This is a genomic window from Kingella negevensis (genome assembly GCF_030177895.1).
Taxonomy (GTDB): Bacteria; Pseudomonadota; Gammaproteobacteria; order Burkholderiales; family Neisseriaceae; genus Kingella_C; species Kingella_C negevensis.
In genome coordinates, this window is the sequence record NZ_CP123448.1 from 1,725,462 (window position 1) to 1,748,389 (window position 22,928).

Here is a 22,928-nt window from a genome sequence, read left to right on the forward strand (position 1 = left end):
ATGCTTTGAACACAAAAAATGCCCTTTTTGCCACTCAAATTCCGTTCAAAAATACGGAACGCGTAACCACAAACAACGCTATTTTTGCACCCAATGTAAGAAGCGTTTTAACGGTGGAATACGCTTAAATAACGATGAACTTTGGCAACAATATCACGATGAACATCGCACCATTGAGCAACTGGCTCAACAGTACCCATGCAGCACCAAAACCATTCAACGCCACTTAAAATGAGCAACGAAACAAAATCACTTTTCGCACCCGAAAAAGGTTAATGTGATTTTGGATACGACTTATTTTGGGCATACTTTTGGTGCGTTGGTTTTAATGGATAGTGTGAGTAAACAAGTTTTATCCGTTGATATTGTCGCTTATGAAACCAATTATATCCCACATGATAAAATCCCACCCATTTATTCAATCCCAAAAAGCAGCCTGAAAAAACCATGTCTTTCCGCTATATCCCCCTTCGCGCCCATTCCGAATTTTCCATCACAGACGGCATTATCCGCGTTAAAGACCTCGTCAAACACGCCGCCAGCCTGAACATTCCCGCGCTAGGCTTAACTGATTTGATGAACGAATTTGGCTTAATCAAATTCTACAAAGCCTGTCGCAGCGCAGGCGTGAAACCCATTATCGGCACAGATGTCCGCATAGAAAACAAAGAGCAGCCTGAAAACCCATACCGCGCCCTGTTGCTTGTCCGCAATGAACAAGGCTATGTGCGCCTAAATGAACTCCTCACCAACGCGCACGAACACGAAGACCGAGACCTAAAACTCCCCCAACTGCGCGAAGACTGGATTGCCAACGGTAACAACGACGGCTTGCTGTGCTTATCAGGCGCACAAATGGGCGAAATCGGACAAAACCTGCTCAACGGCAACGAAACCGCCGCCCGCGCCGCAGCCCAAAAATACGCCGCATGGTTTCCCAACGCCTTTTATTTAGAATTACAAAGGCTGCCTGAAAAACCTGAATGGGAAACCAGCGTTTCAGGCTGCCTACAAATCGCCGCCGAGCAAGATTTGCCCGTTGTTGCCACACACCCCACACAATTTTTGCGTTCGGAAGACTTCGCCGCACACGACGCGCGTGTCTGCATTGCAGGCGGCTGGGTGCTTGCCGACCCCAAACGTCCGCACGATTTTTACCACAGCCAATCCTTCGCCACGCCCGATGAAATGGCAGAGCGTTTCGCCGACATTCCCGAAGCCTTGGAAAACACGTTGGAAATTGCCAAACGCTGCAATCTCACGCTCACACTCGGTAAAAATTTCCTGCCCGTTTTTCCCACGCCCGAAGGCATGGATTTGAATGACTATTTGCGCTATTTAGCCAATGAAGGTTTGCGTGAACGCATGGCAATTCTCTATCCAGACGAGCAAATCCGCGCTGAAAAAATGCCCGAATACCAAGCGCGTTTGGATTTTGAATTAGACATCATCATCAAAATGCAATTTCCGGGGTATTTCCTAATCGTGCAAGATTTCATCAACTGGGCAAAAAATAACGGCTGCCCAGTCGGTCCAGGGCGCGGTTCGGGTGCAGGTTCGTTAGTCGCGTATTCGCTGAAAATTACCGACCTTGACCCATTGAAATACGCGCTGCTGTTTGAACGCTTCCTGAATCCAGAGCGCGTGTCCATGCCCGACTTTGACGTGGATTTTTGCCAAGCCAACCGTGGGCGCGTGATTGAATACGTCCGCGACAAATACGGCAAAGAAGCCGTGAGCCAAATTGTTACGTTTGGTACGCTGTCGTCAAAAGCCGTGATTCGGGACGTGGGGCGCGTGTTGCAACTGCCGTTTGGTTTGTGCGATAGATTGTCGAAACTGATTCCGCTGGAAGCGAACAAGCCGCTGCATTTAAAAGACGCGCTAGAAGTTGAACCCGAAATCCGCGAAATTTTGGACGCGGAAGAAGCGTGGGATTTGATGAATTTGGCGCAAAAATTGGAAGATTTAACGCGCAATTTGGGTATGCACGCAGGCGGCGTGTTGATTGCACCTGGTAAAATTTCCGATTTCTGCGGCGTGTATCAGGCGGACGAAAATTCATCGCCTGTGTCCATGTACGACAAGGGCGACGTGGAAGACATCGGGCTGGTGAAATTCGACTTTTTGGGTTTGCGAAATTTGACCATTATTGAAATGGCGCAAAATTTCATCAAGCAAACCACAGGGCAAATCATTGATGTCGCGCACATTCCGCTGGACGATCAACAAGCCTACAAAATTTTCCGCGATGCGAATACGACTGCCGTGTTCCAGTTTGAGTCGAGCGGCATGAAAAAAATGCTGTCGCAAGCGAATACGACCAATTTGGAAGAAATCATCGCGTTTGTGTCGCTGTATCGTCCCGGCCCAATGGATTTGATTCCCGACTTTATCGCGCGTATGAAAGGCGCGAAATTTGAATATATGCACCCTTTGCTTGAACCTGTTTTGCAACCGACTTACGGCATTATGGTGTATCAAGAACAAGTGATGCAGGCGGCGCAAGTGATTGGTGGTTATTCACTCGGCGGTGCGGATTTGTTGCGCCGTGCGATGGGTAAGAAAAAAGTTGAAGAAATGGTAAAACACCGCGATATTTTCGCGGAAGGCGCGGAAAAGCAAGGCATTAGCCGCGAAAAAGCCGATGAAATTTTTGACTACATGGAAAAATTTGCAGGCTACGGTTTCAACAAATCACACGCGGCAGCGTATGCCTATGTGTCGTATCAAACCGCGTGGCTCAAAGCGCATTACCCAGCCGAATTTATGGCGGCGACCATGTCCAGCGAGTTGGACAACACCGACCAGCTCAAAGTGTTTTACGATGACGCGCAAACGAAATTGAACGGCATCAGCTTTTTGCCGCCTGATGTGAACGAATCGTTTTACCGCTTTATGCCGAATGCGAATAAGCAAATCCGTTACGCCTTGGGCGCGATTAAAGGCACAGGCGAAGCGGCGGTCAATGCGATTGTGGAAGCGCGTGAAAAAGGTGGAAAATTCAAGAATTTGTTTGATTTTTGTGAACGTGTCGGCAAGCAACACGCCAACCGCCGCGTGTTAGAAGCGTTGATTCGCGGCGGCGCGTTTGACAGCATTGAGCCGAACCGCGCAATGTTGTTGGCAAACGTGGATTTAGCTTTGCAAAACGCCGACCAAAAAGCGAGCAACGCCAATCAGGGCGGTTTGTTTGATATGTTTGATGACGCGATTGACGACATTCAAATGCAGCCTGAAAAACCGTGGGGCGAAGCGCAGCAGTTAACGGAAGAAAAAACCGTGATTGGCTTTTATTTGAGCGGACATCCGTTTTCGCCGTATGAAAAAGAAGTGCGCAAAATTGCTTCGGTGTCGCTGAACGCGCTGCGTCCGCAAGAAAACACGGTGCGCGTGGCGGGTTTTGCCACTTCGGTGCGCTCGATTATGACGAAGAACGGCAAGATGCTGGCGATTATGCTGGAAGACGGCAAGGGCAAGCAGGAAGTGTTGGTGCGCGGCGAATTGCTGGAACGCTTGGCGGCAGAGAAGCGAGATAAAGAAGTGCTGAAAGCCGACCAAGTGCTGATTTGCGAATGCCGTGTGCGTGAAGACAGTTTCAATCCCGAAGGCGGTGTGCGTGTGAATGTGAACAATATTTACACGCTCAATCAAGCGCGTACGCAATATGCAAGCAGCCTGAAATTGTTTTTGCAGCCTGAAACTGATGTGGCGGTGTTGGCAAATTTGCTGCGTGGGCAACTGGGCGATGAAGTGGGCAATCGGGTTACGCCGCGTTTTTGTTATGAAAACAGATTGGCGTATGGTGAGTTGATGCCTGCGGCAAGTTGGCGTGTGTTGCTGACGGAGGATTTTTTGAAAAATCTGACGGATTTGCTGGGGGAACGTGGGGTGGTTGTGGAATAGCAAAATGCAGCCTGAAAGTGAGTTTTCAGGCTGCAAATATCGTTGAATGAAATAAAAATGCCTAAGAACCTGTATTCACAAACAACTATTTGATAAATTTTAATATTTGTGAAATATACCCTAGTTTAACAAAATTTTCAGCAGATAAATTCGTCTGCTCAAAATCTTTTGCTAAACGTCGAGACCAACCTAACCATGCAAACGTTCGTTCTACAATCCAACGTTTGGGCAGAATATGCCAAGAAATATCTTGAATTCTCTTTGAAATCTCAACAGTTAAACCCAATTGCTCTGATACTTCACGCTCAAATGTATTCCGATAACCTGCGTCCGCACAGAAACCTTTTAAACTCGGATAGGTCTCAAACGCTTTTTTTGCTACAAAAATACCTGCTTTTGTGTCATGAATATTGGCTGCATGAACCACAACAGACAATAGATTACCCAACGTATCAACAGCTATATGTCGCTTACGACCTTTGATTTTTTTACCTCCATCAAAACCTTTATCATGTGCGCTAGAAGCTGTTTTGACACTTTGTGAATCAAGAATGGCATAAGTTGGCATTGCTTGTTTTTGATGGATTAAACGTTTTTTTGAACCAATGCCAAAAGAATTCTATCCCATAAGCCTGATTGATTGGCTCTGCGATAGAAACTCCATACGGTTGAATAAGGTGGAAAATCATTGGGCAGCATACGCCATTGGCAACCTGTTTTGGTGATGTACAAAACGGCATTCACTAATTGACGTTTATCCCATTTGTAGTGGCGTAGCTGGTTAAAATGTGGCTCAATCGCTTGCCATTGGGCATCTGTTAAGTCTGTTGGGTAGGATTTTCTAGTCATAAAGATATTTTATCATTTTTGTGAATACAGGTTCTAACCTCGTAGGTCGGATTCTTGAATCCGACAATTTGCCAATATTCAATTTTGCGCGAAATTGAGAAATGTCGGATACAAGTATCCGACCTACGAATGTGGGGTTTCTATTTCATTGATTTCGGATTAAAGGACAAAATGGTTGGTTTTTTAGAGAGACCAACCACTTAAAAGACAAAATGGTTGGTTTTTACCACACCTAACCTGCCTAATTAGAAAAATAATCTTTAATAAACATAGTTTTATTCTCTAAATTTAAGCCAAGATGGTGGTTCAAAGCACTTTTTAAACCAGCAAAACGACTTTCCAATAAATTCGTTGTATTGGGAATGGATAACTCAGTATATTGCTCAAATGTGAACAGCAAGGGCAAGTTGCGTTTTAGGCTTAAATAAACACTTCTTAATCGTTTGTGGGTGTAGTGTGTTTTACCTGTTTCAGCGTTAATGGTACGTTCATTGACATATTGTTTATGTTGCCTATACCAGCTATTCAATGCAGCCTGAAAGCTGCTAAAACTGCTTTTGATAAGCGTTAAGGTTAATGCCCTGAGTTGCTCAGCAGAGAGCGATTTAGGTTTATGGATCAGGTATCGAATAACCGTTTGAACTTGATGAAACTGGCACAGTTGCACAGGAATATCTGCAAATAATTGCGGCAATCCCTTACGCCCATCGCAAATAATGCTTTGAATAATCATGTTATTATCTTTTAACTTTTTTACTGCTTGATAATAAAGTTGATTGGTTTCATAAGCGACAATATCAACGGATAAAACTTGTTTACTCACACTATCCATTAAAACCAACGCACCAAAAGTATGCCCAAAATAAGTCGTATCCAAAATCACATTAACCTTTTTCGGGTGCGAAAAGTGATTTTGTTTCGTTGCTCATTTTAAGTGGCGTTGAATGGTTTTGGTGCTGCATGGGTACTGTTGAGCCAGTTGCTCAATGGTGCGATGTTCATCGTGATATTGTTGCCAAAGTTCATCGTTATTTAAGCGTATTCCACCGTTAAAACGCTTCTTACATTGGGTGCAAAAATAGCGTTGTTTGTGGTTACGCGTTCCGTATTTTTGAACGGAATTTGAGTGGCAAAAAGGGCATTTTTTGTGTTCAAAGCATTTGACCTATCTGAAAGCCTTTAAGCATAAGGCTTTCAGCGATTTTAACCGACCATTTTGTCCTTTAACTCGCTTTTTATATTCTAAAACGGATTAACCGCGCGTCCAAGTCGTGCTGTCCGCGCCGTCTTTCACAATAATTTTATGCGCCGCCAACACATCACGAATGCGGTCAGATTCCGTCCAATTTTTCGTTTCACGCGCCGTTTTACGTTGTGCAATCAACTCGTTAATTTCATCAGCCGACAAACCATCATCGCTCGCACCACCTTGCAAAAACGCTTGCGGCTCTTCCTGCAACAAGCCCAACACACCGCCTAACGCTTTCAGGCAGCCTGAAAATTCCGCGCTGTTGTGCTTATTCGCTTCGTTTGCCAATTCAAACAGAACAGACATCGCTTCCGCCGTACCGAAATCATCATTCATCGCCGCGAAAAATTTGCGCGTGTATTCATTGGCATTTTCTGTCAATTCAAACGCAGCAGGCGCAACATTATTCAAAGTATTGTACAAACGCGCCAACGAATTTTTCGCATCGTCCAAATGCGCGTCAGAATAATTCAATGGACTGCGATAGTGGGCGCGTAAAATGAAAAAACGCACTACTTCAGGTTGATATTTTTTCAACACATCGCGGATTGTGAAAAAATTGCCCAACGATTTAGACATTTTTTCATTGTCCACGCGAATAAAACCGTTATGCAACCAATATTTAACATGGCTTTGAATGATTTTGTCGCCATGATTGTGATTGCAGCTTGAATTGTGTGCGCCGCAGCTTTGCGCGATTTCATTTTCGTGATGTGGGAATTGCAAATCCGCGCCGCCGCCGTGAATATCAAACGTCTGCCCAAACAATTCGCCGCCCATTGCTGAACATTCAATGTGCCAACCTGGGCGACCTTTCCCCCACGGGCTGTTCCAATGCGGTTCTTCAGGTTTCGCTGCTTTCCATAATACAAAATCCAACGGGTCGCGCTTGTTTGTGTCTACGTCCACACGCTCGCCTGCGCGTAAATCGTCCAATGATTTGCCCGATAATTGACCGTATGCCGCAAACTCGCGCACCGCGTAATACACATCGCCGTTAGCGGCTGGATAGGCTTTGCCATTGGCAATTAAATCTTCAATCATTTGAATCATTTGCGGAATATGCTCGGTTGCTTTCGGCTCAACATCGGGGCGCAACACGCCTAATTTGTCGCTGTCTTCATTCATCGCCGTGATAAATTCTTCGGTCAATTCCTGAATCGTGATGCCGCGTTCATTGGCGCGTTTGATGATTTTGTCGTCAATATCGGTAATATTGCGGACGTAAGTGAGCGGATAACCGTGTTGGCGTAACCAACGCGCAATCATGTCAAACACCACCAACACACGCGCGTGTCCCAAGTGGCAGTAGTCATAAACCGTCATGCCGCAAACGTACATTCGGACGTTTTTCGGGTCTAGCGGTTCAAATTTTTCTTTTTGGCGCGTTAGGGTGTTATAAATTTGTAACATGGCTGTGCTTTCGTTGAGTAAACAAGTAATCAAAAGATTATAGCAAAAAAGTCAAGCTGCAAAATGTATCGCATACATTTTCAGGCTGCGTAAACTTTGATAAGATATGCGCGTTTTTATTTTTTGTTATCAAAGGAAATCATCATGACTCGTATGGTGCAATGTGTAAAACTGGGTAAAGAAGCAGAAGGCATGAAATTCCCACCGTTGCCAAATGAATTGGGTAAACGCATTTTTGAAAACGTATCACAAGAAGCGTGGAATTCATGGACACGCCACCAAACCATGCTGATTAACGAAAACCGCCTAAGCCTTGCAGACCCACAAGCGCGTGCTTATTTGGCGCAACAAATGGAAAACTATTTCTTTGGTGACGGCGCGACTGATAAAGTTCAAGGTTATGTGCCGCAAGAATAATTTGCATGATTTTTCTTTGTAGCCAGTAGCCAAAGCAATGAAAAACCGTTTACAATCTATCATTAAATTTTAGAGATAACACTCTATAACTGAATAAATCATCAGTTCTTTTTTATTTATTTGCCGAAAGGCTTTCTTTTTAAGGATTAAAAATATGTCTATTGAACAACAAGTAAAAAGCATCGTTGCCGAACAATTAGGTGTTTCGATTGAGGAAGTGAAAAACGAATCATCTTTCCAAGATGATTTGGGCGCAGACTCTTTGGACACAGTTGAATTGGTTATGGCTTTGGAAGAAGCATTTAGTTGCGAAATTCCAGACGAAGACGCTGAAAAAATTACTACCGTTCAAGCAGCGATTGATTATGTAAACGCTAAACAAGCATAATTTGCTTGCGGCGGAAACAGCCTCTGATTTACGGCTCACGCTGAAAATCAGAGGCTGTTTTTTCAGGCAGCCTATAAACTTTAAGAGATTATCATGAACAAAAGACGAGTAGTCATCACAGGTTTGGGGCAAATTTCCCCAGTGGGCAACGACGTAGAAAGCGCGTGGCAAAATCTGTTGGCAGGCAAAAGCGGCATTAGCAAAATTGCCCGTTTTGACGCATCAGATGTCGCTTGCCAAATTGCGGGCGAAGTGAAAGATTTTGATATTACCCAATACATTCCCGCTAAAGAAGCGCGCCGCATGGACACGTTTATCCATTACGGTGTAGCAGGTGCATTGCAAGCGATTGCAGACGCAAAATTGGACGAATTTGAAGATTTGAACAAAGACCGCGTGGGCGTGAATATCGGTTCAGGCATCGGCGGCTTGCCATTGATTGAAGCCACTGCTAACGCCGTGCATGAAGGCGGCGTGCGCAAAATCAACCCATTTTTCATTCCAGGCAGCCTGATTAACCTGATTTCAGGACACATCACCATTTTGAAAGGCTATCGCGGACACAACTACGGCATCGTTTCTGCTTGCGCCTCAGGCACGCACGCGATTGGCGATTCCATGCGCAAAATCCAATATGGCGAAGTCGATGTGATGATTGCAGGTGGCGCAGAAAGTGCCATTTGTAAATTAGGCATTGGCGGTTTTGCTGCGATGAAAGCCCTTTCTACACGCAACGATGACCCAGAAGCCGCTTCTCGTCCATGGGATAAAGAGCGTGACGGTTTTATTATGGGCGAAGGCGCAGGCGTTTTGGTGTTGGAAGAATTGGAACACGCGAAAAAACGCGGTGCGAAAATTTACGCTGAAATCGTTGGTTTTGGCGCAAGTTCAGACGCGTATCACATCACCGCGCCAGATGCAGAAGGCCCTGCACTGGCATTGTCTCGCGGGATTCAAGACGCACAAATGCAGCCTGAAAACATTGATTACATCAACGCACACGGTACTTCTACCCCTTTGGGCGACGCGAATGAAACCAACGCAACCAAAGCTGTTTTGGGTGAACACGCGAAAAAAGTGGTTGTGAGTTCAACCAAATCCATGACAGGGCATTTGCTCGGCGGTGCTGGCGGCGTAGAAGCCGTTTACAGCGTGTTGGCAATCCGCGACCAAATCGCGCCACCAACCATTAACTTGGTGAATCAAGATTTTGAAGCAGGTTGCGATTTAGATTATTGCGCGAACACTGCTCGCAAAATGGATATTCGTGCTGTGGTTTCCAATTCCTTTGGTTTTGGTGGCACAAACGGGACTTTGGTTTTCAAACGATTTGAAAACTAAACTGCAAACGCAGCCTGAAAACTTTTCAGGCTGCATTTTATCCATTTAAATCAACGCCACTTGCACCAACAACAAAGTTGTCCCAATCACCAACATCGCCCCAATCATCGGCAGCACAAATTTTATCCACTTGTTAAACGAAATATGCAGCATTTGCAGCGTTACCAACACCAAACCCGTTGGGGCTAAGAACAGCATCGCATACTGCCCCCAGTTGTAAGCTGAAACCACAATTTCGCGCGGAATGCCAACCGTGTCCGCCAACGGAGCCATAATCGGCATTGCCAACACCGCCAAACCTGATGAAGATGGCACAACCAAACCAAGGAAGAAGAACACCACCAGTTGTCCAATCACAAACAAGCTCGGCGGCATTCCTTCCACAAAATGCGAAGCCGAATTCAAAATCGTGTCCGAAATCAAACCTTCTTCCAGCACCAAATTGACCCCACGCGCCAAGCCAATAATCAGCGAAACGCCCACCAGTTCAGACGCGCCATGCGTAAACGAGTTCACAATATCTTGCTCGCCCAAACCCGAAATAAACATAATCAGCAACGCGACAGTTAAAAACGAAGCTGCCATTTGTGGAAACCACCAGCCCAACGCCATCACGCCGTACACCATAATGAAAAATGACACACTGAACAAAATCAAAATCAGTTTGCGCCGCCACGTAAATTCAGGCGCAGCGTGAACGTCCAAATTTTGCACATAGGCATTTCGAAACTCTTCGCGTTCATCGTAAGTATAAGAAAATTCAGGGTTTTCTTTGATTTTTTTGCAGTACCAATACAGATACGTAATCACGGAAGCCGTACCCAAAAATAAACCAATCGCGCGGAACATAATCCCTTGCGTGAACACCACGCCAGCCGCATTGGATGCAATCACAACAGAAAACGGATTGATTGTAGAAAATCCCGTCCCCATTGATGACGCAAGGAAAATCGCACCCACGCAGACGATTGAGTCATAACCCAACGCTAAAAAAATCGGCACTAAAATGGGGTAAAACGCCACCGCTTCTTCTTCAATGCCGCAAGTAGTGCCACCAATCGCCATTAACACCGCCACGCAAAATACCACAAAAAACTCGTGTCCTTTGGTGCGTTTTGCCAGCGCAGACAAGCCTGAATTGAACGAACCTGTTTTGTTAATCACACCAATCATGCCACCGAGCGTGAAAATAAACACCATCACATCTGCGCCTTCAATCGTGCCTTTAATCATGCTTTGTGTAATATCACTCAACCCTTTCGGATTTTGCGGGACGCGCCGATAAGTGTCTGGAATGGCAATCGGTTTACGGATAGTGCCTTCCACAAAATTTTTCAGGTCAATTTTGATGTTGAATTTGCTCAATACTTCTTGCGTGGCGGGATAGGTTTTGTCTGCTTCGCCATGTGTTTTGACGATAAATTCGTTGCTGATTTTATTGTAGGTTAGTTTGGAATACGCGCCCGATGGCACAAGCCAAGTCAGTCCAACAGCAATGATTAAGATGAAAAAGAGAATAGTGAAAGCAGACGGAAAATGAAACGCTTTTTTGGCTTTATCCATGATGACGCTCCTTAAAATAATCAAAAAAACGGGGATTTCAAGCCGCGCAATTGAATGAAATAATGAAAACTGACTTTTGCAGCCTGAAACATTATCCAACAGAGAACTACCACTAAAGAATTATAGGCTTGTAGATTGCAAAAGTTTTGATTTAAATCAATTGGATAGATTGTGTGCGTGTAAAAAATAAATGCAGCCTGAAAAAGAATAAAACCTTTTTCAGGCTGCGATAATTGTGCGGAAAAACCTTATTTTTTGGCTTTTTTTGCTGCGGCTTTTTCCAATGCTTCAAAACGTTGTCTTAAATGCTCGTGCAACAAATCGCGTTTTTCCCAGAAAAATACTTCAAATTTTGCCAGCGAATAAATTTTTTGCACCATTTTTGGGAAACCGCCGTGCAAAATTGCTGCAACTTCTTTGTTACTGGCTTCATCGTCCATGGCGGCTTTTAAAGTTAAAGATTTGGCAGAAAGATATTCATCTAACTGTTTTTTTACGTAATTGTTGATTTCAAATTGGTTAATCATCATATCCCTTTCAATAGAATAAATTTCAAATAGCCTGAAAATAGTGATTATAGCAAATCAGAAGCCAATTTCAGGCTGCAAAAAAGAGCGAATTTTTCATTCGCTCTTTTGTTTTACCAAATATCAGATTTGATTTTGCGTTTTAATACAGGGTGTTCGCTAAGTTTGAACTCTGGTTCTTCTTTACCCATGCGGAGCTTCACGCCGTAGTCTTTTAATACCAGCAATACGTGTTTATGCAATAGCAAAATCACAATCAGGTTAATAAATGCCATCACGCCCATGGTTAAATCGCCCATGTCCCACACCACTGGCACTTTGGCTACTGCGCCGAAGTACACAAACGCTAACACTGCCATTCGGAAAATCGATAATACAAAGCGGTTACTGTGCAAATATTGAATGTTAGTTTCGGCATAAGCGTAGTTGCCGATAATGGTTGTGAACGCGAACATAAACAACACCACTGCTAAGAATTGTTGCGCCCAAGAACCGATATGGGTTTCCAATGCGGCTTGTGTTAATTGAATGCCGCTTAAATCGCCTTGGGTTGGCAAGTCCGACAACAAAATGATGAATGCGGTGCAAGAACACACCACCATTGTGTCAATAAACACGCCGAGCATTTGGATTAAGCCTTGTGAAGCTGGATGCTTCACGTCTGCGGCTGCGGCTGCGTTAGGTGCTGAACCTTGACCTGCTTCGTTGGAATACAAGCCGCGTTTAATGCCGTATAACATGGCTTGCGAGAAAATGCCGCCAAAGAAACCGCCTTGCACAGCTTTTGAGCTAAATGCGTCGTTGATAATTAAGCTAATCACGCGCGGGATTTCGCCAATATTGGTAATCATCACATAAAAAGCAGCCAGTAAGTACACAATCGCCATCAATGGCACAACGCGTTCTGCTACTTTTGAAACGCGTTTCACGCCACCAAAAATAATAGGGGCGGTTAAAATAACCAAACCCGCGCCAATGCCGTATTTGTAGTTATCCCAAACTTCTTCGGTTACGCCATCTGCAGGGGTCATATTGGCGGCGGATTGCACGGCTTGAACAATGGTGTTTGCTTGAATGGCGTTATACACGAAACCGAAGCAGACAATTAAGCTCAAGGAAAATAATACGGATAGCCAATGTTGATTTAAGCCGTGTGCAATATAGTAAGCTGGACCACCACGGAACAAGCCTGTTTTTTTATCGCGCACTTTAAATAATTGTGCCAACGTGGATTCTGCGAATGCGGAACTCATGCCAATCATGGCAGTTACCCACATCCATAACACAGCACCTGGGCCACCAATGGCAATCGCTAACGCTACGCCTGCGATATTACCTGTGCCTACTCGGCTAGCTAAGCCTGTTACAAACGCTTGGAATGCTGTAATCCCATGTGGGTCGTTTGGGTTTTGGCGGCTGCCTCGGATTTCTCGGATACTTTGGCGGAATAAGCGAAGTTGCACGAAACCTGTAGTAACGGTGAAGAAAAGCCCTACCCCTAATAAAATAACCACCAACCAATCCCATAATGGCCCATTAACCGCATTAACAAGGCAATGGACGCTATCTAAGGCATTATCTTGAGCAAAACATGAAAGTTTGTCGTTATACATAACTAACCTTTCTTATCTATAAAAGAAAATTTCAGGCTGTTTTTTTGATTTACAGCCTGAAAGAAAAAAGGATTGTAATATAAATTCATGTGTTTGGGCACTTTTCAAATATAAATAACAAAACCCTGCAATATTTCTATTGCAGGGTTTTTCGCTTTATGCGATTTTTTTCTAACTAAACAAGTTTAGATTAGAATTTGTGAACTAAACCAACGCCTACAGTTGCATCTGCGCCAGAGCCAGGTGCGCTGTCTTTAGTTTTGTTTTTGCCTTTTTGGAGGTAACCAACTTGTGCATTAGCAACAGTGCGTTTAGACAATGCGTATTCAGCACCTACGATACCTTGGTAGTATTTGCCGTTACCCCATGATTTTTTATTGCCGTTGCCAGTGTCATTGATGCCCCAGCCGTAAGCTGCAGTTGCTTTCAATTTCAATGCGCTATCAACATTGTAAGAACCAGACAATGCTGCTTCGTTTACTACGTCGTACTTTTCATCAACGTTTTGTGCACGTTGGTAAGCTGCACCAACTGAAAATTGGTCGTTTGCGTAACCAGCTTGTGCCAATGCTTGGTAAGCTTTTGTAGATTTAGAAGGTGGGAGGTTGTTTTTACCATTTTTCACGTAAACGCCAGCAACGTCAGCAAAGAAGCCAGAGTTGTTGTAGCTTGCTCCTAAACCGTACAATGCGTTATCGTAGTTGCCATGGGGCCCTTTATAGTGATTGTTGTCAGATGGAGAAACGTAAGCAGTTGCTTTGAAACCACCAACATCTGGAGTTGTGTAAGAAACTGCAGTTGCACGACGTACTGCATCGTTACCACGAGTGAAGTGACCCAAACCAGCAACTCCAGAGTCGTAGCTCCATTGGTCCAAGTTGCCGTTTACATCTTTAACTGGAGTAGACAAGTAACCAGCTTTCACAGTACCGAAAGCACCTTCCAAACCGATGAATGAATCACGAGTAGCGAAACCGTAACCAGTTTTACCTGCTTTTGAAGAGTTACCACCGATAGTTACGTTTTGTTCAACTTGCCAGATAGCTTTCAAGTTGTCGTTCAATTGTTCGTGGCCTTTGAAACCAATACGTGAACCGTAGTCTACGATTTGAGTAGTAGTACCATCAACTTTTTTGCCATTTTCTTTGTGAGCAAATGAAGTTTCTACACCACCTTGGATTTTACCGTACAAAACTACGTCAGCCATAGAAGCAACTGGCAATGCAGCCAAAGCCAAAGCAATCAGAGTTTTTTTCATTTCTGTATTCCTTATGTTTACTTTACAAGATTAAAAAATTTAAGGTGGTTGAGTGCGGTTTAGAGTATATGCATCCTCCAAGTAACCACCCTAATTCTGGTAAACCTAACGTGTTTTTATTAGGTCTTGCAGTTTTTGCAGTCGTTAATATATCTGTATTACAGCCAAAAAACAAATATATTCACACTTTGCGGTTGTAAAAAAATTTTGCGCTCGCCTTAATTTTATTTCACAATAGGGCTAACTTGTTATTTAATATAAATTTTTCAATTTACACTACTTTGTTGTTTTTTTTATTCAAAAAAAATATGTTGTTTTTTTGTTGCACTTTTCAGGCTGCATTTGACAATTATTTTTAAAATTCTGACAATTCTCGGCGGTTTTGATGACGGAATTTCCATGGTGCAAGCGGATTTTTGCCTGCCCATAATCCAATTTTATCTTGCTTGGCGATGTTTTCCGCAGTGGAATATTGCTCGTATTCGTGGCTGGTTTGGTTCTTTTTGGCAAAACTTTGGTAGTGCCATGCGTTGCCGTTTTGGATTTGCAGCAGATTGATGTCTTGCTCTTTGTGTATGATTTGGGCAACTTGTCGTCCGTATTTGTCCACATCAACCACGTTGATTTCTACGGTTTGTTGATTGATGAGTTCGCGCAATGCGTCTCGGCTGGCAATGCCATGCGCTTGGGCTGGATTGGTTTCTGGTGCGTCAATATTGGCTAGGCGAATGCGTTGCTTTTGCCCGTGGTTGTCTATCACGCGGATGGTGTCGCCATCGTGTACGCTGATGACTTTGGCGGTGTAGGCTTGCGCGGTTGCTGCGAATGCAATCAGGCTGCTTAGTAAGATTTTTTTAAACATTTTTATCCTTAATATATGTTTTCAGGTTGAAATTTTTAATTTCCTAAAACCTGCAAAAGGACTGGGATAAACCCCATAGGCAGACCTGACAACTTCTCTATGTAGGGTGTGTGAACTTGTTCACTCACCACTTTCAAGATTTGGTGCGTGCATACTGCACACACCCTACAAATGAAGTTATTTAAAGTATTAAAAATTACCAAATTTTAGGACTTGTCAGGTCTGAACTCCATAGGTATCTACATAAATATGGAGCGGCTGCGGCTCACCGACAAAAATAGTTAAATTCTGGAAAATTGGTATTATTTTTTACTGATTTAGCTTGTAAATAAACAATTTCTGTACGCTAAAATGTGTCGGCGAGCCGCCGATGCTCCATTGCAAAACTTGTGTAAATACCTATGAGATAAACCTAGCCCCTGCCAAATAATGCTTTTGCAAATATTTCAGGCTGCCTATATTAAGGCAGCCTGAAAGTGTTTTTAAGCGTGCGGTGTGATGATTTCAATACCGCTTTCTTTTGCCAAAATCAGCAAATCTGCTGGGCGTTCGGCGAAAATACCGTTTTCTACCAAGCCTGTCAGCTCGTTTAATTTACGTTCCATTGTCAGCGGTTGACTCAAATCCAAGCCGTGTACGTCCACAATGTCGTTGCCGTGCAAACTTTTGTAGCCGATACGCAATTCAGGCTGCCCACCCATTTTCATGATTTCGCGCGAAACCATTGAACGCGCCATCGGAATCACTTCCAAAGGCAATGGGAATTTGCCCAAACGTGAAACGTATTTGCTTTCGTCTGCAATACAAACGAATTTGTCTGACAACATGGCCACGATTTTTTCTGGCAAATGCGCGCCGCCACCACCTTTAATCATTTGCAAACTGTGGTTGATTTCGTCTGCGCCATCAATGTAAACCGCAAGACGTTGCACTTCGTTTGGCTGAACTTCTGGAATGCCGTATTGCGCCATCAATTCTGAGCTTTTTTTGGAAGTGGTAACACCGCCTTTGATTTTTTTGCCGCTTTTGCCCAAGGCTTCAATAAAGAAGTTTACGGTGCTGCCTGTGCCGATGCCGATGTATTCGTTTTCTGGCACAAATTCTACTGCTTTTTCTGCGGCTAATTTTTTGAGTTCGTCTTGCGTCATGATGATTTTCCTTTGTTAGAAAGTTTGAGGTTTCAGGCTGCTTTTTTCAGGCTGCCTGAAGCTGTCATTCTAACTCAAATGCTTTCTAATAACACTACCGCTTGTGCTTCAATCGCTTCCATTCGCCCTAAATAACCCAGTTTCTCGTTGGTTTTGCCTTTCACGTTTACGCAATCAATTGGCAAACACAAATCATCGGCGATGTTGTGACGCATGGTGTCGATGTGGTCGCGCAGTTTGGGTTGTTGGGCGATGACGGTGCTGTCCACGTTTACCACGCGCCAACCTGATTGCAACACAGCGGCATAGGCAACGCGCAGTAGTTCGCGGCTGTTTGCATCTTTGTTTTCGGCGGCGGTGTCGGGGAACAGTTTGCCGATGTCGCCCAAGGCTGCCGCGCCAAGCAATGCGTCTGTGATGGCGTGTAACAACGCGTCTGCGTCTGAATGCCCTTGCAGACCTTGTGGAAAGGGGATGGTTACGCCGCCTAAAATCAATGGGCGGTTATCAACTAGACGGTGTACGTCGTAGCCTTGTCCTACTCTGATTGCCATTTTTTTATCCTTATATATCTGGTTATTTTTTCAGGCTGCAATTGGGTTTTTCAGCCTGAAAGTTTTTTAAATGATTGTGTGAAACGATGTAGATTGGATACTTGTATCCAACAATTGCTTAGTTTTGCTGAATGTCGGATTCGAGAATCCGACCTACAATTTAGTTTTCAGGCTGCATTTTCCATTTCATTCAGCTTTTTCAACAAAACATCCGACTTATCAGGGTCTTCATTACGCAAAATCTTGCCCATATCACTTTCCAACCGTTCCGCATGGCTGCGCAACACTACATCTTTAATCGCCAGCAAATTCGCCGTATTCATAGAAAACGAACGCAACCCCAACCCCAACAGCAAGCGCGTAAATCGCGTATCGCCAGCCATTTCGCCGCAAACCGCCACATGCTTCCCCATACGGTTTGCGCTGCGGATAATATGCGCGAGCAACTTCACAATCGCAGGGTGCGCAGGCTGATACAAATAACTCACGCTATCATCATTCCTGTCCACGCCCAGCGTGTACTGAATCAAATCATTTGTGCCGATTGACACAAAATCCACAAATTTCAACAAGCTAGACACAGTCAGCGCGGCAGACGGAATTTCAATCATGCAACCCAGTTCCACATCGCCAAACGCTTCGCCGCGCTCTGCCAACTGCTTCCGCGCCGTTTCCAAGTGAACCAAACTCTGTTTCAGTTCCGACAAACTCGCAATCATCGGGAACATCATCTTCACTTTGCCATGCGCCGCCGCACGCAAAATCGCACGCATTTGAGTACGGAACATCACAGGTTCAGCGTGGCACAAGCGAATGCCCGTTAGCCCTAAAGCTGGGTTCAACGCCGCGTTAGGCGTGCCATTATTGCCAAACCAACGCGGATTTTTATCCACACCCAAATCCACGGTACGAATGGTCAGCGATTTGCCTTTCATTTTTTTGACCAGCTCACTGTAAACCAAATATTGCTCGTCTTCTTCAGGCAGCGTATCGCGGTTTAAAAACAAAAATTCGCTGCGGAACAAACCCACGCCGTCCGCGCCAAAATTATGCACAGCTTTGATGTCGTCCACGTTTTCAATATTTGCCAACAGCTCAATTTGTTCGCCATCGCGCGTTTCTGCTGCTGTTTTTTTCAGCTTGTTCAACGCGCGTTGGTGCGAACGAAATTCTTTTTGACGGCGGCGATATTCTGCCAACACGAGTTCATCGGGATCGATAATCAACACGCCGCTCATGCCGTCCACAATCACCCATTCATGCTCACGAATCAGCCGCCGCGCGTTGCCCAAACCAATCACGGACGGAATATTCAGGCTGCGTCCTAAAATGGCGGTGTGGCTGGTTTGTCCCCCCATATCGGTTACGAAACCTTCAATGCGCTGGTCTTTGAAGTACACGGTGTCGGCTGGGGACAAATCGTGGGCAATCAAAATCGTGTCGTCCAGCAGCGTGGCTTCTAGGTTGATTTCGGTACTTTGCCCAATCAGGTTTTTTTGCAGCCGTTCAACCACTTGCAGCATGTCTTGTTTACGCTGGCGCAGGTATTCATCGTCAATTTCGTCAAATTGTTGCGATAGGCGTTCGGTTTGCAGTTTCAACGCCCATTCTGCGTTAATGGCTTGGTCTTGCAGAATGTCGATTGGCTCGCGCGACAGGGTTACGTCTGTGAGCAGCATTAAATGCAGCGAGATGAACGCGCCCAATTCTGTGGGGGCGTTTTCGGGGATTGCGCTGCGAAGTTGCTCTAATTGGCGGCGCGTGGTTTTGACGGCGGCTTCAAATCGGGCAATTTCGTTGGGGATTTCTTCGCTTTTCAGGCTGTATTGTGGCACTTCGGACACGCCGCGCACAACCAAATGGGCGCGTCCGATGGCGATGCCTTTGCCTGCGGCGTAACCGTGTAACACAATCATGGTGTTATTCCCCTTCGCCGAAGTAGTCGTTAATTAGGGCGACTAGGGTGTTTAGGGCGGCGATTTCGTCTGCGCCTGTGGTTTCGATTTCAATTTCTGTGCCTTTGGCGGCGGCTAACATCATTAAGCCCATAATGCTTTTGCCATTTACGCGCTTGCCGTTGCGCGTTACCCAAATTTCGCTTTGGAATTGGGCGGCGGTTTGTGTGAATTTGCTGGACGCGCGAGCGTGTAAGCCGAGTTTGTTGATGATTTGGACGGTTTGGGTTTGCATGGGGGTTTCCTTGGATTTCAGGCTGCGTTTTGCGATGTAGGGTGTGCCGTGCGCACCGAATAGTTAGGCAGCCTGAAAAATGTGGTTCGCTTGACAAATGGTGTGTGGGGCTCCCCCTACGGGGTAAATGCAGCCTGAAAATTGTGCTGAAACCTTTTCAAAACCTCAGATTTGAGAAGTTTTCAAAGCCGTAGTAACACAGCAAGTGATGACGTACATCAAGTACGTTGAGCTTGCGAGTAGCGCACGGTGAAGAAAAATGCCAAAGATGAGGATTTTGCAAAGGTTTCATTCTGTAAATGCCATAATGCCGTTTAAACCTGCCTGTTTCACGGTTTCGGTAAACTTGGCTAAATCGGTTTCTTGGCGTGAATAACTGAGTGCTTTAATCAGCATAGGCGCGTTCAAGCCGCTAATCATGGCGGATTTTTGCGGCACAATCATTTTCATGGCGGCGTTGCAAGGCGTTGCGCCGAAAATGTCGGTGAGGATTAACACGCCGTTGCCGTGGTCGATTTCAGGCAGCAATTCTTGTGCGCGATGAATAATGCTTTCGTGGTCGTCTGCGTGGCTGACGTTCAAAATGCTGATGTGGCTTAAGTCTTGTCCACTGAAAAAATGGTTGGCAAGTTGAACGTATGCTGCGCCCAAGGTTTCATGCGTGATGATGAGTAGACTTATCATTTTCTGTCAAAAAGTTTTCTGAATAAGATGAATATAGTTTAACTGAATTTAGTTTTTCAGGCTGCGTTTTAACTTTGAATAGCTTGAAAACCGTTGTAGGTCGGGCAGGCTTGCCCGACATATTCCACGATATGAACGGATTTGTCGGGCTACCAGCCCGACCTACGAATAAAGCAATAATCATCGCAGCCTGAAAACTTCTGCATGAACAAAATTCATACAATTCACGCATTTTTCTCGTTTGAAATTCATGTAGTCAGCAGTTATAGTTCGTTTCAGCAAATGATTTTTTCAACCGAAAAAACTTTGGGCGTGAACGAAATGTTCACGCTCTCTTTCTTTAAACCCAGTATTTTCAGGCTGCCTGAAAACCAATACAGGAAAATACATCATGGACTTAAAACAAAAAATATTCAATAGCCCGATGACGGGATTCCAATGGCTTGTCGTTGCGTTGGCAGTGATGTTGAACATGCTGGACGGTTTTGACGTTTTGGCGATTGCGTTCACCGCAAAAAGCATCAAATCCGAACTCGGTTTAACAGGCGCACAAATCGGCTCACTTATCAGCGCAGGCACGGTTGGCATGATGGCAGGTTCGTTCACGCTTGGGCCTTTGGCGGACAAATTGGGTCGTCGCCCCGTGTTGATTTTGTCTACCGTGTTATCCGCTATCGGCATGCTGATGACGTATTTTTCACACTCTGTGGAAGCGATTGCCTTTTCTCGCGTGATAACAGGGATTGGCGTGGGCGGCATTTTGCCTTGCACCAACGTGATTGTGAGCGAATACGCTAACAAAAAATGGCGCGGTTTGGCGATTGCGATTTACGCATCAGGTTTCGGCATCGGCGCAACATTGGGCGGCATTTCCGCCGTGTCTTTGCAAGCGCAATACGGCTGGCGTGCGGTGTTTTTGGTGGGTGCAGGTTTAACCATGTTTGCGTTTGTTGCGCTGCTGACTTTGCTGCCTGAAAGCGTGGAATTTTTATTGAACAAGCAGCCTGAAAACGCCAAAGCGCGTTTGGACAAAATCGCCGCCAAAATCGGTATTGCAGACGACTGGACTTTCCCCGTTCAGGCTGCGACCAAACAACAAAAAGTATCGTTTTTGCGTTTGTTTGAAAAAGACAATATCCGTACCACTTTGTTGATTTGGTTAGCATTTATCGCCGTAACTTCATCGTATTACTTCATCAGCTCGTGGACACCTGCACTGCTGGAAGAAGCAGGTATGCAAAAAACGCAAAGCCAAACCGTGGGCATGGCGATTGCGATTGGCGGCGCAGCAGGTTCGTTGTTGTTCGGTTTCTTGGTGAGCCGTTGGGACGCGCGTCGTGTGTTGTTGGTGTTTACCGTGTTGTCTGCCGTTTCCGTTTGCGTGTTTGTGGTAACGACTTCCATCACATTGAGCTTGGCGTTGGTGCTGGCAATTGCGTTGGGCGCGTTGGCAAATGGCTGTATCACAGGTCTATACACCATCAACCCGACTTTGTATGACACAGATTTCCGCAGCACAGGCGTGAGCGTGGCGATTGGTGTGGGTCGTGTAGGCGCGATGGCGTCGCCTGTATTGGTGGGTTTCTTGTTGGACGATGGCTGGCAGAAAAACCAACTGTATTACGGCGCAGCGATTATCTTTATTTTGGCGACCATTGCTGTGGGTGCATTGAAACAGAAGCAGTAATTAAGGGAGGAACAAAGAGCGAATGGAGGAGGTTCGCTCTTTTTCTTTTGGCAGCCTGAAAACTCATTTTCAGGCTGCAATAAATAATCGTGTTATACCATAACAAAACCAGTGTAAAATAACCGCTTTCTTAATCAATCAGGAGAAATAGAATGACCGCACGTTTTATCAAACCAGCCGCTTTAGCCATTGCCGTATTATTTTCAGGCAGCGTTTACGCAGAAAACTTAAACGTAGTCAGCAGCTTCAGCATCTTGGGCGACGTAGCCCAACAAATTGGCGGCGACCACGTTACTGTAACCAACCTAGTTGGCGCAGACCAAGACGCACACGCCTATCAGCTCACCAGTGCAGACATGAAAAAAATCGCAGGCGCAAAATTAGTGTTAGTGAACGGCTTAGGTTTAGAAAAAGCCGAAATCATGCGCGCCGTGCAACAAAACAAAGTGAACTACGCCGAAGCCACCAAAGGCATCACCCCACTGAAAAACGAAGAAGGCGCAGAACACCACCATCATCACCACGATGGACACGGGCATGACCACGACCACGGCGAATTTGACCCACACGTTTGGAACGACCCCGTTCTCATGCAACGCTATGCTGCCAACGTCGCAACGGCCCTGATTAAAGCCGACCCAGCCAACAAAGATTACTACCAAAAACGCTTCACCAGCTATTCAGCCCAACTGAAAGACTTAGCAAACTATGCCAGCCAACAATTCAACAGCGTGCCACGCGAAAAACGCAAAGTGCTGACTGGGCACGACGCATTTAACTACATGGGCAAACGCTACGGCATTTCATTCATCGCTCCACAAGGCGTGAGCACAGAATCTGAGCCATCTGCCAAAACCGTTGCCGCGATTATTCGCCAAATCAAGCAACAAGGCATCAAAGCCGTGTTCACAGAAAACATCAAAGACGGACGCATGGTGCAACAAATCGCCCGTGAAACAGGCGCGAAAGTGGGGGGAACATTGTATTCAGACGCATTGAGCAACGGCGGCAATGCCAAAACTTATGTGGATATGTATCGCTACAACGTGCGCGTATTAACCGCTGCCATGAAATAATCAAGCAATGGGGCGACAGTGGCTCGCCGTCATTCTTGCCAATTTTTTGAAAATACAGTTGATGCAATTATTTTTTAATACAAGGCGACAACGTCCGCCGTGTACATCTAGTACATAAGAGAGTTGGCAACGCAGTATTAAAAGATAAGTGCATTAACTATAAGCCATTGTGTCACCGAGCCGCCGACGCTCCAACACAATAA

General features: G+C 45.3%; 20 protein-coding genes and 2 pseudogenes. 7 read left to right on the forward strand and 15 right to left on the reverse strand.

The features are described from left to right. Window positions 1-277 precede the first annotated feature (277 nt). Both QEO93_RS09455 and dnaE read left to right on the forward strand, forming a co-directional pair. A complete protein-coding gene (locus QEO93_RS09455; RefSeq protein WP_081906772.1) occupies window positions 278-547 on the forward strand; it encodes a hypothetical protein in 270 nt (89 codons plus the stop codon). Continuing rightward, complete coding sequence (gene dnaE, locus QEO93_RS09460) at window positions 448-3,906, forward strand: DNA polymerase III subunit alpha (protein ID WP_032136232.1); 3,459 nt, start codon at window positions 448-450, stop codon at window positions 3,904-3,906. The genes QEO93_RS09455 and dnaE overlap by 100 nt, the downstream gene beginning before the upstream one ends. A gap of 85 nt (window positions 3,907-3,991) precedes the next feature. On the opposite strand, the gene QEO93_RS09465 is transcribed toward dnaE, so the two are convergent. The 5 genes and pseudogenes from QEO93_RS09465 to cysS form a co-directional block, all read right to left on the reverse strand. Continuing rightward, window positions 3,992-4,513 carry an IS5 family transposase gene (locus QEO93_RS09465; protein WP_143445758.1) on the reverse strand — a complete coding sequence of 174 codons (522 nt, stop codon included), beginning with the start codon at window positions 4,511-4,513 and terminating at the stop codon, window positions 3,992-3,994. Next, on the reverse strand, window positions 4,492-4,755 hold the full coding sequence (locus QEO93_RS09470) for a transposase (RefSeq protein ID WP_003789867.1): 264 nt from the start codon (window positions 4,753-4,755) through the stop codon (window positions 4,492-4,494). Before QEO93_RS09470 ends, QEO93_RS09465 begins: the two co-directional genes overlap by 22 nt. A gap of 241 nt (window positions 4,756-4,996) precedes the next feature. Then, window positions 4,997-5,662: pseudogene (locus QEO93_RS09475) on the reverse strand (IS256 family transposase, variant Zn-binding type); the annotation flags it as partial. 153 nt (window positions 5,663-5,815) lie between these two features. Continuing rightward, window positions 5,816-5,887: pseudogene (locus tag QEO93_RS11745) on the reverse strand (transposase-like zinc-binding domain-containing protein); the annotation flags it as partial. A gap of 120 nt (window positions 5,888-6,007) precedes the next feature. After that, a complete protein-coding gene (cysS, locus tag QEO93_RS09480; RefSeq protein ID WP_032136264.1) occupies window positions 6,008-7,417 on the reverse strand; it encodes a cysteine--tRNA ligase in 1,410 nt (469 codons plus the stop codon). Window positions 7,418-7,561: 144 nt separating this feature from the next. Between cysS and QEO93_RS09485 the strand changes: the two genes are divergently transcribed. The 3 genes from QEO93_RS09485 (at window position 7,562) to fabF (ending at window position 9,563) form a co-directional block, all read left to right on the forward strand. Further along, window positions 7,562-7,834: an oxidative damage protection protein gene (locus QEO93_RS09485; protein ID WP_032136265.1), complete on the forward strand. Its 273-nt coding sequence runs from the start codon at window positions 7,562-7,564 to the stop codon at window positions 7,832-7,834. Window positions 7,835-7,988: 154 nt separating this feature from the next. After that, complete coding sequence (gene acpP, locus QEO93_RS09490; protein WP_032136266.1) at window positions 7,989-8,222, forward strand: acyl carrier protein; 234 nt, start codon at window positions 7,989-7,991, stop codon at window positions 8,220-8,222. A gap of 93 nt (window positions 8,223-8,315) precedes the next feature. Then, on the forward strand, window positions 8,316-9,563 hold the full coding sequence (fabF, locus tag QEO93_RS09495) for a beta-ketoacyl-ACP synthase II (protein ID WP_032136267.1): 1,248 nt from the start codon (window positions 8,316-8,318) through the stop codon (window positions 9,561-9,563). Between the two features lie 45 nt (window positions 9,564-9,608). On the opposite strand, the gene QEO93_RS09500 is transcribed toward fabF, so the two are convergent. From QEO93_RS09500 to QEO93_RS09545, 10 genes are all read right to left on the reverse strand, one after another. After that, window positions 9,609-11,126, reverse strand: coding sequence for a YfcC family protein (locus tag QEO93_RS09500; protein WP_032136268.1), 1,518 nt, complete (start codon window positions 11,124-11,126; stop codon window positions 9,609-9,611). Between the two features lie 248 nt (window positions 11,127-11,374). After that, entirely contained in the window at window positions 11,375-11,653 is a 279-nt protein-coding gene (locus QEO93_RS09505) for a hypothetical protein (RefSeq protein WP_032136292.1), read from the reverse strand. 113 nt (window positions 11,654-11,766) lie between these two features. Further along, window positions 11,767-13,266, reverse strand: coding sequence for an alanine/glycine:cation symporter family protein (locus QEO93_RS09510; protein ID WP_032136269.1), 1,500 nt, complete (start codon window positions 13,264-13,266; stop codon window positions 11,767-11,769). A gap of 190 nt (window positions 13,267-13,456) precedes the next feature. Continuing rightward, window positions 13,457-14,524, reverse strand: coding sequence for a porin (locus tag QEO93_RS09515; RefSeq protein ID WP_032136270.1), 1,068 nt, complete (start codon window positions 14,522-14,524; stop codon window positions 13,457-13,459). 355 nt (window positions 14,525-14,879) lie between these two features. Then, window positions 14,880-15,386 carry a thermonuclease family protein gene (locus QEO93_RS09520; protein WP_044249840.1) on the reverse strand — a complete coding sequence of 169 codons (507 nt, stop codon included), beginning with the start codon at window positions 15,384-15,386 and terminating at the stop codon, window positions 14,880-14,882. Window positions 15,387-15,868: 482 nt separating this feature from the next. Continuing rightward, a complete protein-coding gene (rpiA, locus tag QEO93_RS09525) occupies window positions 15,869-16,537 on the reverse strand; it encodes a ribose-5-phosphate isomerase RpiA (protein ID WP_032136271.1) in 669 nt (222 codons plus the stop codon). Between the two features lie 71 nt (window positions 16,538-16,608). Beyond that, on the reverse strand, window positions 16,609-17,088 hold the full coding sequence (gene ispF / locus QEO93_RS09530) for a 2-C-methyl-D-erythritol 2,4-cyclodiphosphate synthase (RefSeq protein ID WP_032136272.1): 480 nt from the start codon (window positions 17,086-17,088) through the stop codon (window positions 16,609-16,611). A 167-nt stretch (window positions 17,089-17,255) separates the two neighbouring features. Then, on the reverse strand, window positions 17,256-19,004 hold the full coding sequence (gene ptsP / locus QEO93_RS09535) for a phosphoenolpyruvate--protein phosphotransferase (RefSeq protein WP_032136273.1): 1,749 nt from the start codon (window positions 19,002-19,004) through the stop codon (window positions 17,256-17,258). Window positions 19,005-19,008: 4 nt separating this feature from the next. Then, on the reverse strand, window positions 19,009-19,278 hold the full coding sequence (locus QEO93_RS09540) for an HPr family phosphocarrier protein (protein WP_032136274.1): 270 nt from the start codon (window positions 19,276-19,278) through the stop codon (window positions 19,009-19,011). Between the two features lie 288 nt (window positions 19,279-19,566). Further along, window positions 19,567-19,962: a PTS sugar transporter subunit IIA gene (locus tag QEO93_RS09545; RefSeq protein ID WP_032136275.1), complete on the reverse strand. Its 396-nt coding sequence runs from the start codon at window positions 19,960-19,962 to the stop codon at window positions 19,567-19,569. Window positions 19,963-20,353: 391 nt separating this feature from the next. Between QEO93_RS09545 and QEO93_RS09550 the strand changes: the two genes are divergently transcribed. Both QEO93_RS09550 and QEO93_RS09555 read left to right on the forward strand, forming a co-directional pair. Then, window positions 20,354-21,649 (forward strand): MFS transporter, encoded by a 1,296-nt coding sequence (locus tag QEO93_RS09550; RefSeq protein WP_032136277.1) that lies wholly within the window; start codon window positions 20,354-20,356, stop codon window positions 21,647-21,649. 152 nt (window positions 21,650-21,801) lie between these two features. After that, window positions 21,802-22,725, forward strand: coding sequence for a metal ABC transporter solute-binding protein, Zn/Mn family (locus QEO93_RS09555; protein ID WP_044249842.1), 924 nt, complete (start codon window positions 21,802-21,804; stop codon window positions 22,723-22,725). The last annotated feature ends 203 nt before the right edge of the window (window positions 22,726-22,928 follow it).

Coding starts and splice junctions, on each gene's coding strand:
- QEO93_RS09515 (WP_032136270.1), bottom strand. CDS start 14,524: ATGAAAAAAACTCTGATTGCTTTGGCTTTGGCTGCATTGCCAGTTGCT.
- ptsP (WP_032136273.1), bottom strand. CDS start 19,004: ATGATTGTGTTACACGGTTACGCCGCAGGCAAAGGCATCGCCATCGGA.
- QEO93_RS09500 (WP_032136268.1), bottom strand. CDS start 11,126: ATGGATAAAGCCAAAAAAGCGTTTCATTTTCCGTCTGCTTTCACTATT.
- QEO93_RS09545 (WP_032136275.1), bottom strand. CDS start 19,962: ATGATAAGTCTACTCATCATCACGCATGAAACCTTGGGCGCAGCATAC.
- QEO93_RS09555 (WP_044249842.1), top strand. CDS start 21,802: ATGACCGCACGTTTTATCAAACCAGCCGCTTTAGCCATTGCCGTATTA.
- QEO93_RS09485 (WP_032136265.1), top strand. CDS start 7,562: ATGACTCGTATGGTGCAATGTGTAAAACTGGGTAAAGAAGCAGAAGGC.
- QEO93_RS09510 (WP_032136269.1), bottom strand. CDS start 13,266: ATGTATAACGACAAACTTTCATGTTTTGCTCAAGATAATGCCTTAGAT.
- fabF (WP_032136267.1), top strand. CDS start 8,316: ATGAACAAAAGACGAGTAGTCATCACAGGTTTGGGGCAAATTTCCCCA.
- QEO93_RS09550 (WP_032136277.1), top strand. CDS start 20,354: ATGGACTTAAAACAAAAAATATTCAATAGCCCGATGACGGGATTCCAA.
- dnaE (WP_032136232.1), top strand. CDS start 448: ATGTCTTTCCGCTATATCCCCCTTCGCGCCCATTCCGAATTTTCCATC.
- QEO93_RS09470 (WP_003789867.1), bottom strand. CDS start 4,755: ATGACTAGAAAATCCTACCCAACAGACTTAACAGATGCCCAATGGCAA.
- QEO93_RS09540 (WP_032136274.1), bottom strand. CDS start 19,278: ATGCAAACCCAAACCGTCCAAATCATCAACAAACTCGGCTTACACGCT.
- QEO93_RS09520 (WP_044249840.1), bottom strand. CDS start 15,386: ATGTTTAAAAAAATCTTACTAAGCAGCCTGATTGCATTCGCAGCAACC.
- QEO93_RS09505 (WP_032136292.1), bottom strand. CDS start 11,653: ATGATTAACCAATTTGAAATCAACAATTACGTAAAAAAACAGTTAGAT.
- acpP (WP_032136266.1), top strand. CDS start 7,989: ATGTCTATTGAACAACAAGTAAAAAGCATCGTTGCCGAACAATTAGGT.
- cysS (WP_032136264.1), bottom strand. CDS start 7,417: ATGTTACAAATTTATAACACCCTAACGCGCCAAAAAGAAAAATTTGAA.
- ispF (WP_032136272.1), bottom strand. CDS start 17,088: ATGGCAATCAGAGTAGGACAAGGCTACGACGTACACCGTCTAGTTGAT.